This window comes from Rhodanobacteraceae bacterium (assembly GCA_024234055.1).
Lineage (GTDB): Bacteria > Pseudomonadota > Gammaproteobacteria > Xanthomonadales > SZUA-5 > JADKFD01.
The window spans coordinates 337,705-352,255 of the sequence record JACKOW010000002.1; the positions used below are offsets into that span (position 1 = coordinate 337,705).

7 protein-coding genes are annotated in these 14,551 nt (G+C 64.4%); 2 read left to right on the forward strand and 5 right to left on the reverse strand.

From position 1 onward, the window contains the following. The first annotated feature begins 349 nt into the window (after positions 1-349). A complete protein-coding gene (locus tag H7A19_05780) occupies positions 350-3,676 on the forward strand; it encodes a hypothetical protein (GenBank protein MCP5474333.1) in 3,327 nt (1,108 codons plus the stop codon). A gap of 173 nt (positions 3,677-3,849) precedes the next feature. On the opposite strand, the gene H7A19_05785 is transcribed toward H7A19_05780, so the two are convergent. Next, the gene (locus H7A19_05785) at positions 3,850-6,615 is read right to left on the reverse strand and encodes a serine/threonine protein kinase (protein MCP5474334.1); all 2,766 of its coding nucleotides are present in this window, start codon (positions 6,613-6,615) and stop codon (positions 3,850-3,852) included. Further along, a complete protein-coding gene (locus H7A19_05790; protein MCP5474335.1) occupies positions 6,612-7,163 on the reverse strand; it encodes a sigma-70 family RNA polymerase sigma factor in 552 nt (183 codons plus the stop codon). Before H7A19_05790 ends, H7A19_05785 begins: the two co-directional genes overlap by 4 nt. A 780-nt stretch (positions 7,164-7,943) precedes the next feature. Between H7A19_05790 and H7A19_05795 the strand changes: the two genes are divergently transcribed. Beyond that, positions 7,944-10,385 carry a hypothetical protein gene (locus tag H7A19_05795; GenBank protein MCP5474336.1) on the forward strand — a complete coding sequence of 814 codons (2,442 nt, stop codon included), beginning with the start codon at positions 7,944-7,946 and terminating at the stop codon, positions 10,383-10,385. 446 nt (positions 10,386-10,831) lie between these two features. Here H7A19_05795 and H7A19_05800 read toward each other — a convergent pair whose 3' ends face one another. From H7A19_05800 to H7A19_05810, 3 genes are all read right to left on the reverse strand, one after another. Then, complete coding sequence (locus tag H7A19_05800) at positions 10,832-12,838, reverse strand: serine hydrolase (GenBank protein ID MCP5474337.1); 2,007 nt, start codon at positions 12,836-12,838, stop codon at positions 10,832-10,834. Between the two features lie 106 nt (positions 12,839-12,944). After that, positions 12,945-13,838 (reverse strand): alpha/beta fold hydrolase, encoded by an 894-nt coding sequence (locus H7A19_05805; GenBank protein MCP5474338.1) that lies wholly within the window; start codon positions 13,836-13,838, stop codon positions 12,945-12,947. A gap of 106 nt (positions 13,839-13,944) precedes the next feature. Further along, positions 13,945-14,475, reverse strand: coding sequence for a DUF2306 domain-containing protein (locus H7A19_05810; GenBank protein MCP5474339.1), 531 nt, complete (start codon positions 14,473-14,475; stop codon positions 13,945-13,947). Positions 14,476-14,551: the final 76 nt, after the last annotated feature.

Genomic DNA, 14,551 nt, shown 5'->3' on the forward strand with positions numbered 1-14,551 from the left:
CGATGGAATGTCGAGTGCGGCGTGCAGATGTTTGGGCCAGACCACGAAGGCGCCAATGCGACTGGGATGGTGTTGCTTGACCCGGCGCAGCGACTCGCGCGAGACCTCGGCGTGATCGATCAGCAAGGTGTTTGCTTGGCGCTGCGCCAGGTTGAGGGTGAAGAACCAGGTGGCGCCGGGGGTAAGCGGGCGGCGGAATCGGGTCAAGGTTCGCCCTTGGCTACGCGAGGGTTTGCAAGTGGGTGACGGGAAGGTAGGGTTTGCAGCGAACATTCGCCTTCCTTTGTCACAGCCCGGACGACGAAGCGCGGGCTAGATCGCCATGCCAACCGCCCAAGGTGAGAGCCCCATGAGCAGCAAGTCGCAAAGCGCAAGTTCGACGCCCAATCGAGAGATCATCGACGACACCGAGGATCGGCTCAGTATCCACACCCATCGCATTGATCTCACTCAGGCACACCTGCCTTATCAGGCGGTGGCTGGCAAACGACTGGGGTCACGCAAGCATTTTTCGGTGTATGCCGATCAGATTCGATTGAGCGGCGCGCTGGAGAATCCGGGGCGCGACATCGAGCTTCACGCGCGCGAGATCATCATCGACGGGGTGATCTCGCTGGATACCTCGGGTGCCGATGCGGCCCATGACTTCGCCCCGGGTGAGCCCGCGACTCAGAAGGACATCACACCCGGCGCGGCCGGCACCGATGGCGCCGATGGCACGCAAGGCGGAGACGCCGGGAAAATACGGATCTGCGCACAGCGATTGGTACGCCTCCCGTCAGCGAGCGGCAAGCTCGCCGCCAGCGATCTTGCGTCCATCGGCGCCAAGCTCCTTTCCGACCATCCGCCCAGGATCGACAATGTCAGCAAGCTGGCACCCTTCGAGTTTGCCCGAACCAGGATGTTCGGCCCCAATGAAGTCTCGTTGACCCTCGACCAGGGCCTCATCGAAGGACTTGCGCAGCTTGTGCTGGCATCGGTGGGATTTGATGGCAGTTCTCGGCGGATTCGCTTGTCCTTCGAGCTACCGGCCTTGAAGCTCACCGGGACCACGAAGTTTTCCGGCAGCATGCGAATTGTCAGCTCGTCCTTTGGCTGCCGGTTGATCGCATCCGCGGCGATCGGGCGCGATGGCAAGATCGGGACGGTGCAACTGGATTCCTCGCTGATCATGACGGCGCCCATTCGATTGTCTGCTGCCGTGGTCAGCGGCGACTTGTCGCCCGCCATGCAGCAGACGGTGCGCGAGCAGATACAGGCACATGTGCGCGCGCCATTGATCGACGTGTTGCTGCAGCGCTTCGCTGATCAGATTCACGGCGCCACACTCGGTCTGCTGGCCAGGGGTGGCCCCGGCGGGCGTGGGCAGGATGGCCACGCCGGCGTGCGCGGGGAATCGGGCGCCGACGGAGCACAAAGCAACAGAACCGGCGTGCTGACCAACGGCAACTTTGGCTTTCCACAAGAAGCCATCGGCAAGGACGGACAGGTGGGCGGTCGCGCGGGATCTCCGGGGCGATCAGGTCCGGGCGGCAGGGGTGGACAGATTGAAGTCAATGTCATTGAGCCGATCGAGTTTGCGCTGATCTACAGCGTTGACGGTGGCGACGGTGGCGGCCCCGCCAATCCCGGCGAGCCAGGTGCCGGCGGGCTCGGAGGCAAGGGCGCCATGACCAGAATGGTCGATGCCAGGACTGGCAAGGCGCTTGAGGACAGACGAGCGACCAATGGCCACGATGGCCCGCAGGGCCCCGTCGCTCAAGGCCACGGGAACACCGGCCCGCAAGGCGCTGCGGGACAGCCGCTGCATCTCAACGGCAAGGCCTTCAGCGGCGCCCAAGTGCCGGCGTTTGGCTTTTCCGATCTGGCGCCGTACTTGAGCCTGAGCCAGTTGATGATCACTCAGAACGCGACCGATCTCGATTTCCTCAACGCTGCGAATGAGCCCGCCTTGAATACCGTGGCGCGCGGCTATGAGTGGTTGATCAGCATCAATGCCCGGTTTGCCGATCCAGACGCTGCTGCGGCGCAAGCCGTGGGTGCGCCTGAGAGCAAGGTACGCGCAGGCATTCACAACAGCGCGGTGATTTCCTTGATGCGCCTGCAGCAGGGGCTGGACTTCTACGGCCATAGTTACAACTGGACGCCGGTGCTCAATCTGGAAAACCTGATGACGCGCACGGGTCAACTCATCCAGCTGGGCAAGGTGGTGGAGGACCAGTACAACCGCTATCTGGACAAGGCTGCCACTGACAAGGCGCGCATGCGCTCGTTCATCGAAGCCAAGCAGAACATCGATCGCAAGCTGGGTGATTTCCTGACCGAGATCGACAAGCTCAGGCCGCAGATCGAAGACTTCGAGACCGAGGTCAGGGACTATTCCGAAGATCTTCGCTACCAGCGTACCGTGTTGCTGGAAGGAGAACTCAAGTTCAAGGACGAGCTGATCAAGTTCTTGCAGGAAGAAGAAGGCCTGGGTTTTGAGCAGTTCCTCGACATGCTGGCCACCGTGATTGGCTGTGCCGGTGGCGTGGTGAGCGGAGTCGGCGGTATCAAGACGGCCTTTGATGCGGTGAAGAAGGCCACCGAATTCAGCAAGAAAGTGTCCAGTGTGGTGAACATCTTCAAGCAGGCCAAGGCGACGATAGAGAGTGTGCGCAAGGCCTATTCGACCGTGAAGGATTACCTGGACGAGAGCAACCCGAACGCGGCAAAGATCCTGGTGGATGGCGAGGAATTCGATGCCTTGCTGAAGAAGTATCTGGGCAAGTTCGATGCCGCCGGTGAGCTGCGCACGGCGATGGACTATTACCTGGAACTGGTTCAGGCCCGCAACATGGCGGCGTACAACTACACCACGCTGGTGGCGCAATTATTGAATCTGAAGACGCAGCACGACCAGGTCTACGACACCATCCAGCACCTCAATGCCGAGGTCGCGCGCCATCAGGACAATGTGCTGCCGATCTACACCGCTTTTGTCAAAGACGCCTACGAAGACCTGCAGCGCAATCTGCTGCGCAACATCTATCAGGAGAATCGTGCCTACCAGTACTGGGCCTTGCGCGATCGACAGCTCAAGACCAGCGATCTGAACATCGCGACGCTGGCTGCCACCCATGAACGATTGATCAGTGAAATCGACGGCTTCCGCGAAGACAACGAAGCATTCTCCGACTTCACCCAGAAGCTGACGATTTCCGCCGAGCGCTACCCCAACGAATTCGCAGCGATGCTTGCCTCGCGGTCCCTGGCCTTTCGACTGCGCATTCGCGATGAGCCCGGATTCATGAACATGTCGCATGTGATTGCGCGCAAGTTCCGGCTGGAGTTCCCCGAGATCGATGGCGGCGATCATGTGCTGTTCGTCAATCTGGTGCACAGCGGACAGGCACTGCTCAACAGCGATGTCAATCTGGACAAACCCGGCGTGCTCCACCAGTTCAGCCACAGACCACGCATCCGCCCCTACCGCATTGACTACAAGGACCAGACCAATGTCGCGGGTGGAAATCTGGGCGAAGGCGATCAAGGCTACATCGGTCTCAGCCCATTTGCCGTTTGGCGCATCGACTTCGACATCAACGGCAATCAATGGCTGGACCTGAGCAAGCTCAAGACCGTCATCCTGACTTTCGAGGGTCGCATGCTCGGCCCGGGGCGGCGATTGAATTAGCGCTGCGCGCGACCTGCGTCTCCCTTTGACCATGATCGGCGTTCCTGTCATGCCCGAACCTACCGAATACATGGCCAAGACCTGCGTTGCGCCGCCGATGGTCCTGTAGCACGGTTACGGATTCGTCAGCGGCTTCATCAGTTTCGGTGAGACGTTTGCGAGGTTGCCATGGATCACTTCGCGCGGGCAGGTGCGGCGAGCGCCGCGCGCAGCTCACCCATCAGTTTTCGATCTGGCGACTGCGGCACCAAGGCATCGTCAAGGACGGCCTCGCCACGCGACAGCGCCTGGACCGCCACGTCGGCTCGACCCAGTTGCGTGGCAAGTCGAGCGAGCTGCAGTTCCGTCAACGCGGCGCGGATCGAGCGCGTTCCCTGGTATTGACGCAGTGACTGCGCCAGGCTCGTCAAGCGTCCGAGATCATCCGCGTCGCCTTCGCTGGATGCGAGCAGCCAGGCGAAGCGCATGGTGCGCGCAATGTCCGCAGCACCTCGTTGCCGATAGTGATCGTAGCGATCAACCAACCAGGCTCTGTCGGGTGACGGGCTCAGTCCTTCGAGCAGGGCGCGGCTGTCGTCGACCTCCGGGTGCCCATCACCCAGCGCTTGGCGGCGGCGCTTGAGGACATTCCCGGCGCAGGACCGCGCCTCGGCGAGCTTGCCCCGCTCGACCAGCACGCGGCAGAGGTTGTGCTCGACGCGCACGGTGTTGGCGTGTTCTGCACCGAAAAGCTGCTGACGCAGCTGCAGCGATGCGCGCATGTTGCGCTCGGCGCCTTCGAGATCGCCGCGTACCTCCTGCAGCGCACCGAGATTGTTCAGCAGCAGCGCCGCATCGGAGGAGTCAGGATCGACCTGGCGCGTCATCTCAAGCGCTTCCAGGTAGTGCGCCTGCGCCTGGGCAAGGTTGCCCTGGCCAAACTCGTGGGCGGCGAGCTCGTTGAGCGCAGAGGCCGTTTCCAGGCTTCGGTCGCCATGCGCTTTGCGGCGTCCTTCGACCACGCGCTGCAGCCACTCGATGGCTTGGTCGTAGTCTCCGGCGCTCGCCAGCGCCTGACCCAGCACCATCATGGTGAGCAGCGTGCGCGGATCGTCGGCCCCATAGAGCGATGACTTGTCTTCGATGGCTTGCCGAAAACGACGGATCGCCAACGGCAAGTCGCCGCGCTTCTGGGCGACCCGCCCCATGTTGTGACGCGACGATGCCAGCGCCTCCAGATCCGGAGGCTGCTGCGCGCCGAAGATGGCCTCGGCGCGAAGAAACTGCGCTTCGGCTTCGTCCTCACGGTTTTGATTCTGCAACGCAACGCCCAGCGAATTCAGTGCATGCCCCACCGCCGGGGCATTGGGGCCCAGACTCGCCTCTCGCAAGGCCAATGCCTGCCGCGCGGAAGGTTCCGCCTCGACATTGTTTCCCTGTCGCGTCAGCGCCCGGGCGCGCTCATGCAGCAGTTCAGCCCGCATCAGCGGATCGGGTGGTTGAGTGGCCAGGCCGGCGTCGAACTGCGATACGGCTGCAGCGGGATCGCCTATGCCCGCAAGCAGCACGCCCATGGTGAGACGCAGCTGGGCGTCGATCGCGGCATCACCGCTGCGGTGCGTGGTCAGGCGCTCGGCCCCGCGTTCGAGCAGCGCGCGGGCGCTGACGTCGGCGTTGCGGGCGACGCGCGGGTCGGCACCGCTGAACAGGTCGGTCATCAGATCTGCCACCGCCTGCGCGGTGCGCGCCTTCTGCTGGGCCTCCTGCTCGGCTGCCAGCGCGCGTTGCAGTGATGCCTGCAGTTGTACGACGAAGAAGGCCGTGGCCAGCACCGCCGCGGCCGCCACCGTGACGCCCCATCGATGACGGCGCAGCCATTTGCGGCTGCGATAGCGAACGGTGTCGGGCATGGCCTGAACCTGCAGGCCTCGCTGCCAGCGCTGGATGTCCGCGGCCAGATCGCCCGCAGACCGATAGCGGCGTTCGGGCTCTTCCCGCACGGCCATGGCCACGATGCGATCGAGCTCGACGTTGATGGCGTCGGCGTCGCGGCGAACCCAGGGGAAGCTGGATGCACGGGCGATGTCGCCAGGTCGCGTTCTCGGTGTCTCGTCCTGCTCGCCACGCGCCGGTTCCCCGCACAACAGTTCGAACAGCAGCAAACCCAACGCATGCACGTCAGTCGCCACGGTGACCGGACGTCCGGCAATCTGTTCGGGCGCGGCGTAGGTCGGGGTGTAGACACGCGTAGAGGTCACCCGGTTGGCGTCCTCGGCGTCGAGCAGTTTGGCGATGCCGAAGTCGAGCAGAACGGGGCTGTCATCGCCTCGCACCAGCAGGTTGGCCGGCTTCAAATCGCGATGCACGACGAGGTTGGCGTGCGCGTGGTCAACCGCCCGCGCCAGCGCCGCAACCAGATCCAGCCGCTGCTGCAGACTGGGCTGACGTTTTTCCAGCCAGCTTGCCAGGGACTGGCCGTCCACGTACTCCATGACCAGATACGGTTGTCCCGCGACCGTGCCCGCATCGAGAAAACGCGCAATATTGGGGTGCTGCAGGCTGGCGAGCACGCTGCGTTCGCGCTGAAACAGATCGTTCGCGGTGGACTCACCGGCGCCGCGCACCAGCTTCAGGGCCACCTGCTGGCGCACCCCGTCGGCGTCGCGCTCGGCCAGATAGACCCAACCCATGCCACCCGCGCCGAGCAGGCGCAGCAAGCGATAAGGGCCGAGTTGACCGTGCACAGGTGGCGCGCCATCCAGGCTGCGCAGCAGGCGCTCGGCGACCGGGTCGTCGGCTTCACCGGATGTGCCTCCCGAGGGCAGCAGTTTGCGTAGCTGCTCGGCCAACTCAGGGTGCTGGGCATCGAGTTCCGCCAGCGCCGCGTGACGCTGATCGGGTGCCATCTCGATCAGACGATCGAAACTCTCGCGCAGCCCAGGCGCCGTTCCGCCGCTCACTCGCTTAACGCCTGACGCAGCCAGGCCTGGCCGAAGCGCAGGGCCCGAAACACGCTGGAAACCGAACACCCGAGCGCCTCGGCCACCTCTTCCCGCCCGAGTCCGCCGAAATAGGTCAGCTCGACGACTTTCGCCGAATCGGCGTCGACAGCCTCCAGCCGCTCCAGCGCCTGATGCAACTCGAGAATGCCGAGGTCGGCATCGGGGTCAACCAGTTCCTCACCCAGGGTCACCTGCACGAGGTCGCCGCCGCGTCGCTGCGATTGCCGGGCGCGGGCCTGGTCGACCAGCACGCTGCGCATGTGCAGCGCCGCGAAGGCGAAGAAATGGGCGCGGTCGCGCCAGTCCACATCGCCGCCCAGCATGCGCAGCATTGCCTCGTTCACCAGCGCGGTGGGCTGCAGGGTCACCTGCCGCTCACTGCGCAAACGGACTGCGGCGAGCTCACGCAGCTGCCCCTGCACGAGCACGGCCAGCTCATCGAGGGCCGCGCGATCGCCGGCTTTCCAGCGCTGCAGACATTGGGTGATGTCGACCGAAGATCGCATGGATCGCGCCAAAGCTTGCTCAGGAAAGAAGGCCCCATAAGCAGTCTAGCCCGACCAGAGACCCTCTGAACGAATTCCCGGCGCCATTGCAAGCCACCTTTTTCGGCCCGACACTGCCGACGGACCATGAACCAGCGGAACGGAAGTAGGCCGAGGGTGCCCCGCAGCGGCTCCCCGGCGCCTTTCGCATCACCGCCCGGAAAGCGCTACGCGCACTTCGGGCTACAAGAGCCGGCTCTTGCCGGAATATGGGAATTCAATGACCTGGGCGCGACACTGCGCCCCGGCCCTGAGCCAGAGCGAGAGGTAGCGCGGCTCCGGCGCGCGCTGAATCGGGATGTGCGCCAGAGCTGTTCGCGCCGGCGGCCGCGGCATGCCCTGGCAGGCACGAACCGGCCTTGAGGAGGGACGCGCGCCTGCGCGGCCGCTCTTGATCGCCGCCCAGCGCAGCGCGGCGCCCTCCACAACAGCGACCCGAACCCCCGGTGCCCGGCGCCGGAATGCGGTAGTTCAGACGCCCCGGGAGCGAAGTTCGGGCCCGCCCAGCCCCAATCCCCACGTCCTTGACCGATTTTCGCGCGAACCTGCGCTTGGCATCCGGGAACCCCTCATGACCGGGAACCTGCCATGTCCGAACGCCCCCACACCCACGCATCGAAGACCCGTCAGATCTGGCTGGCCTTCGTCGCCCTTCTGCTGCAGGGCCTGGCCGGCACGGCCTGGGCCTTGAACGACTACCCTCGCAATGATCTGTGGATCACCGACGGCCGCATCGAAGCCGTGGCCCGATCGGCCGACACGATCTACCTTGGCGGCACCTTCAACACCGTCGCGCCGTTCACGGGCTCGGCCCTGCTGATGGATGCCGCCAGCGGCGTGCCGAATCCGCGTCTGTCGAAGGTCAAGGGCATCGCCGTGCACGCCGCGGTGTCGGATGGCGCCGGCGGCTGGTATCTCGGCGGACGCTTCGAGTTCGTCGACGATGTCGCGACCGCACCACTGGTGCACATCCTGCCCAATGGCCGGCTGGACCCCGACTTTTCGTTCTCGTTCGGAATCGGCCAGGTCGGCACCACCATCGTGCGGGGTCTCGAGTTGTCCCCAAGCGGCGTGCTCTACGTGGTCGGCGAGTTCGGCGCAATCGACGGCCAGCCGCGCTCCAACGCCGCAGCCATCGACACGACGACAGGATCGCTCACGCCCTGGGCACCGGCCGTTGCATCATTCCAGGTGAATGCCGTTTTGCTCTCGGGCACCACCGTGTTCCTGGGCGCTGGCGGCCTGGTCGCGGCCGATGCCATGACCGGAGCCGTGCAGACGCTCGACGGCGGCTTCACGGTCGAAGCCATCGCCGCCAACGACGCCGGCACCACCGTGTACTACGGCGGCAGCGTCCTCAAGGCCTACGACCTCACGACCCAGCAGGTCGTGTTTGCCTGGAACCCCGCACCCGACGGTATGGTGCGCGCGCTGCAGATTTCCGGCAGCACGGTGTACGTGGGCGGCGACTTCACCACGATCGGCGGCCAGTCCCGACCCTATCTCGCCGCCGTCAACGCCAACACCGGCACCGCATCCGGCTGGAACCCTTTGCCGAACGGCCGGATCGGGGCGCTGCTGCTTCGCGGCAACACCTTGTATACCGGCGGCGCATTCACCCTCATGGGCGCAGCCGTGCGTCGCGGCTATGCCGAGGTGGACATTGTGGATGCCTCGGTCGGCGCCAACGATCCTCGGCTCAACGCGCCGATCCAATTCGCGGGGATCATACCGGTCGTGGACACCATCGCCTTTGCTGACGGCCGCCTGATGCTGGGTGGTGGGTTCAACGGTTACGGAGCGGTGAACCGACGCAACATCGCAGCACTGGATGCGCACACCGGCGCGGCCACCGACTGGGCGCCCGACGCCGACAACACGGTAGAAGGACTGCTGCTGGATGGAAATACGCTGTACGCGCGCGGAACCTTCGGCACCATTGGCGGACAGGCCCGCTCCCGACTTGCCGCGCTCGATGTCACCCTGAATACCAACAATGCCACGGCCTTCGTCGCCGACCTCAACGCATCGGCCCGCGACATGGCCAGGGCCGGCACCACGCTCTATGCCGTGGGTTTCTTCACCAGCGCCAACGGCGAGCCGCGCTCTTACATCGCCGCGTTCGACGCCCTCACCGGCAGCCTGAGCACGTGGAATCCGGGTGCCGACAGGTCGGTGTATGCGATCGATATCGACGGTGACTTCATCTATCTCGGCGGCGACTTCACCCAGATCAACAATCAGTTCCGCAACAAGCTCGCTTTGGTGCGCGGGTCCACCGGAGCGGTCCTGCCTTTCGACCCCAACGTGGGCCCGAGCGTCGCGATCGTCTCTGACTTGCTCGTCAGCGATGGCAAGGTCTACGCGTCCGGGCAATTCACCAATATCGGGGGTCAGCCGCGCGGATCCATCGCCGTGGTGGATGCCTTCACGGGGCAGGCGACCGACCCGGTCATCAGCATCGTCCCGGCCAATGCCCCCAGTATCGCCAAGCGTGGCAACACCCTGTACATGGCCGCCAGCACCGGTCTGGGCACCGTCCAGGGCGTGGCGCTATCGAATGTGGCGGCGCTCGATGTCACCACCGGCATGGTCACGGATTGGCGCCCCGCTCAAACCTTCGGCATGAGAAGGGTTTTCGCCAATGGGGACTACGTGGACGTGGTCGGTCCGCAGGTCGCGGTGGGCGCACCCCGCATCAATCCCGCGCACATGGGTGAGTATCCGCTGGCCGCAGACGAGAACGGCATCAATGTCGATTTCCTCACGCCCTACAACGCGCTCGCGGCAAGCCTGGCTCCCGGCCTGCGCGATGGTGACATCGACAACAATGGACGACAGGATCTCGACGAATTCGCCTGCTTTGCCGACCTCTTGTCCGATGGCGATGCCGGTGTCGTCCCGCAAATCGCCAGCACCTTCGAGCTCAACCGCGAGCAGATGGAAGTCGATCTCGGCAACAGCTTCCTGGCCCAGCAAGCCGGAGCCGACACGCTGTTCGGGGCATGGCTGATGTTCGGCAACGAGAACTGGATCGGCGACTACGCGACTACCTGCAGCAACTGCCCGGGAACGTATTCGCCAAATGGCTACCACTTTGCGGTGAATCCGGATGTCGCCACAGCCTTCACCCTGTGCCAGATCGGGCAGACCCAAAGCCTCTTTGCCAACGGATTCGAGTAATCGCAGGACCGGCGCCGCGAGGCCTGGCGCTCGATCGAGCGCCGCAAGCAAGGGCCGCCGTTGGGCGGCCTTTTCTTCTTGGGGGCTTTGGATGGGCTCGGGATTGCGAGGCGCGAGATCGCCGCCACGTCGAGTTCGCTGCTCCATGGGGTAACTCGGTGCGGACGGCTTCAGCCGCGATCGCGGCCCGGTGGACAATCGAATCGCGGACAGAGTCCGCGCCCACAGGGTGCGGTCGCGCTGGCACTCGAGCCTCGGCTACACCCGCCTGTGGGAGCGGCTTCAGCCGCGATCGCGGCCCGGTGGACACTCGAATCGCGGACAGAGTCCGCTCCCACAGGGTGCGGTCGCGCTGGCACTCGAGTCTCGGCTACACCCGATCTGTGGGAGCGGCTTCAGCCGCGATTGGGGCTTGCGGACGCCAGGATCGCGGACAGAGTCCGCTGTCACAGGGCGGGACGCTTCGGCGCAACTGACCCTGATGCGTCCACAGTGTTGGCCTGCGGCGAACCGTTGCAGCGTACTTCGCCGCGGGCGGCGCGTTCGATCCCCGAACGCTCTGCGTCCCGCAGCCAGGGGACGATGTCCGATTCCAGCAGATGTGCCAGATGCTCGTAGTGGTCCGTTGCCGAAGGCCCCGGCCAGCGCGAGGTGATCACCACCACCGCGTCGAGCGCTGGAAACACGACCAGCATCTGGCCTCCATGACCCAGACCCGCGACTGCCGTCACGTCGGCCACCTCGAGCAGCCACCAGAGATAACCGTAGCCCCGCGTGGTCAGCGTGTCATGATTGACGAGGTTCGAATCGGTGTGAATCTGCACCGCCGTCGCTCGGCGCAGGAATCCGGCGTCGATGACCTGTCTTGATCCGTTTCGCCCGCCGGCACGGACGAGTTCACCCACCGCCCACAGGGCGCGAGGCGTCAGGTAGGCATCGTTGCCCCCAAGCACGTTCAGGCCGGGATCCCGGCGCCAGTACTTCAGCCCCTGTCCGACCTCGACCGGAAACTCCTGTTTCAGCACCTGGTCCAGCGATTGACCGAAGGTCTTCCTCAATACCGCTGATGACAGCTGCAGCACGGGTGTGTCGTAGCGGAATCGACCTGTCCACTCATCCTCCGGCGGCCTTTCCAGGGTCTTGGCTACCCAATCTTGACTGGACTGGACAAGGCCATAGTCCACCGGTGGCAGTCCGCTGGACATGGTCAGCAGGGCGCGCAGACTCAGGCCATCGACATTCGCCAGCCCGGGCGTTGTCGCAGGCAACCACTCGGTCAAGCCCGTGTCTTCGTTCGGAAGCAAGCCGCGCCGGATCGCGACGCCAACCATCAGCGCCGACAGCGACTTGGTCACGGATTTCAGATTGGCTGCCAGACCGGCGTCCGCACCGTGGTAATAGGCTTCCAGCAACAAACAGCCATGCTGGGCGACAACAAGGCTGCGCATCCTTCTCGATGTGCCCGCCAACTTTGCAATGCGGATGGATTTCGAGCCTGGTTCGGCGCCCACGGGCATCGATGAAATCGACCGCTCGACAGCGGCCGCGCCAGCGCCTTCCGTAGCGAAGGATGCCAGCTCCGTGCGAATCCTCGTGGCCTCGGCGTCATCGAAGCTCGCGCCATGACCGTCAGGATCGACCCGATACAGCGCGGATAGACCCTTGGTGCCGCGATAGACATCGGGCTCCGCGTAGAGCGGGTCCTGCAATGCGTCCTGGAGGGAGATGAATTGCACGCCGTGCTCGCGCAGATCCAGCAAGAGGCGGTCCAGATGATCGTCCAGGAGCGCGTTGGCATGCAGCAGCAGGATCTGAGCGGGGCGCCGACCGAAACGCTCGCGGGCAAAGCGATCGGCATGATCAAGGGCAGCGAGCACATGTGCGCTCAGCATTCGCCCCGCGCGCAGACGATCCGAGGCGCGCCCTGCGGCCGCTGGATAGGCTGCGGCGATCAGCCACTCGGAGGTGTCCACGCTGACCGGCGCCACCCGGATTTGCGCGGCAGCAAGTGCACGCCGCACGGTTCGATGCTGTGCCTCGCCCAGTCCCTGATGCAGTAGCGGAAATCGCAGCAGTGGCAGATAGGCGCTGCCCAACCGTTTCAAGGTTTGGTGGCACTGCAGCATTTCGTCCAGCCATCGGGAGGTATCGCTGCCATGCAGATCCCGATGCGATTGAGTGTGGTTGGCGACCGACAAGCCCGCATCCACCCAGCGCTCGACGACGCCGGGATGGCGCCTGGCGCTATCGCACACCACCATGCCGGTCGCCGGTACGCCGTGCACGTTCAAGGTCGTCGCAATCCGGCCCACCGCGTCGACAACCGTGCCATCAACCGGTGGGGCCCCGACCCAGGGCAGATCATCGATGGTGATGGCCAGTTGGATCGGGTCCTGGCTTTCGCTGCAGCAGACGGACAGGCTGATCGAAACACCGCAGAGCGCGGCAAGCACCCTCGTGGCCGGCCTGCAAGCCCTCATTCGATGGTCAGGACAGAGGTCGTCGCCAGAGCGCGCGCCCACGCCATCGGGCTGCCTCCCGCCCTGTTTGCCCGAACGGCTAGCGAACGCGAGCAAGGTCATCGATGATCTCAAGCACGCGAGGATGCATTCGAGGCGCACCCGCTTCGTCGACGATCAGCAGATCGTGCGCCACACCGGGTATGACTTCGACAGTGACACGCGGGTTTCCCAGGGAACGAATGATCCGGGCCGACTCCTCGGTGGGTGTATTGCGGTCCAGTTCCGCGAGAACGACCCGTGAGGTCACCTGCACATTCTTCCAGTAGGACGCGGGATCGAAGTTCCCGACGGCCTTCCAGAACCTTCGCTGTCGGAAAGTGCGCAGCGTCCATGCCGATATCGCCGCGCCAGGGCGCGCCAGCCACTTTGGCACGCCGCGCCCAGTCAGGTTGTTTCGCTCTTCATGCTTGAGCGCGGCATGCAGCGGCGTGGTGGAACCCACGAGATTGACTGCGAAGCCAAGCTGGGGGTGGTCTTTCGCGACGATCGCCGTGATCTGTCCGCCCTGGCTCACACCCACCACGCCGACGTTCCTGAAGTCGAGCGCGCACCGATTCGACAGGTCGAAGATCACCGCCGAGGTGTCGCCGGCGAGTGTCTCGAAGGAGGCCGTTTTCCAATCGCCCGCAGACCGCCCCGACCCTCTCTTGTCAGGCAGTGCAACCAGATATCCGTGTTGCAGCAGATCCTGCGACAGACGCGCATACCAGGCGTTGGATCTCGATGACTGACCAGATCCGTGAACAATGACGATAGCCCGTCCGTTGGCCGACTCGGGAGCAAACATCTGATAGGTGATCTTCGCACCATCAGCCCTGCTGTCCACCCGCCATTCGCCGGCGCAGGTGACGGGCGTCGCCTCCGCCGAAACGACAGGAGGATTCAGTAATGCGAAGGCGAGGAGGCAAGCCGAGCGCCAGTCTGCTGTCATGTCTGGTCCTTTTGAATCACGGATGCACCCAGGGCAGCGTCCGAAACATCGGGACCGCCGAGCGCGGAAAATCCAGGATTGGAGGGCATCTTCCAGTTCCCGGCTGTCATTGACTTGATGGTGGTTCGCTGCCGCGCTTGAGGATTCGCAGGTTGATCAATCGTTGCGTCATCCATCCTGCGAGCAGCATCGTCAGGAGGAGAAAGACCGAGAACCGGATCCAGGCGCCGTCGCCGTGCAGCAACTGGGGCATTCGACGGGTGACGAATTCTGCTACGAAGGCGATGGCCAGTCCGAAGTAGGTCCAGCTCATGAAGATGCCGTGCGCGACGCGCATGCCTCGACTAGCCTCCACTCGCGCTCGCCAGGCGCAGTAGGAAGCCGGGATCAAGGTGGCAAGACTGGCCAGCGCAGCAGCGTGGAAGAGGTTGAACCCACCTGTCAGACCGTATCGGGCAAGCGCGGCGACGTTGGCAATGACCATGGCCACAACGTACCCATAGCCGAGCACGCGGTGAGCGCGCGTTCCCTTGCGCCGCAGAAAGAGCAAAGGCCCGGTCAACAGGGCCAGCATTGCCAAGCCCACATGTAACAGACCGACCGGATGGTGGCTCCAGGTTTCCAGATAGCCGCTCATGCAGCGCCACCTCGCATCAGCCTGCGACCGCGCCAGCCAAGCAGGCTGGCAGACATCGCCAGCAGAACGGCGGCCG

What these genes read in the sequence shown, in the direction of transcription:
- H7A19_05780 (MCP5474333.1), top strand. Translation starts at nt 350, where the DNA reads ATGAGCAGCAAGTCGCAAAGCGCAAGTTCGACGCCCAATCGAGAGATC.
- H7A19_05790 (MCP5474335.1), bottom strand. Translation starts at nt 7,163, where the DNA reads ATGCGATCTTCGGTCGACATCACCCAATGTCTGCAGCGCTGGAAAGCC.
- H7A19_05805 (MCP5474338.1), bottom strand. Translation starts at nt 13,838, where the DNA reads ATGACAGCAGACTGGCGCTCGGCTTGCCTCCTCGCCTTCGCATTACTG.
- H7A19_05810 (MCP5474339.1), bottom strand. Translation starts at nt 14,475, where the DNA reads ATGAGCGGCTATCTGGAAACCTGGAGCCACCATCCGGTCGGTCTGTTA.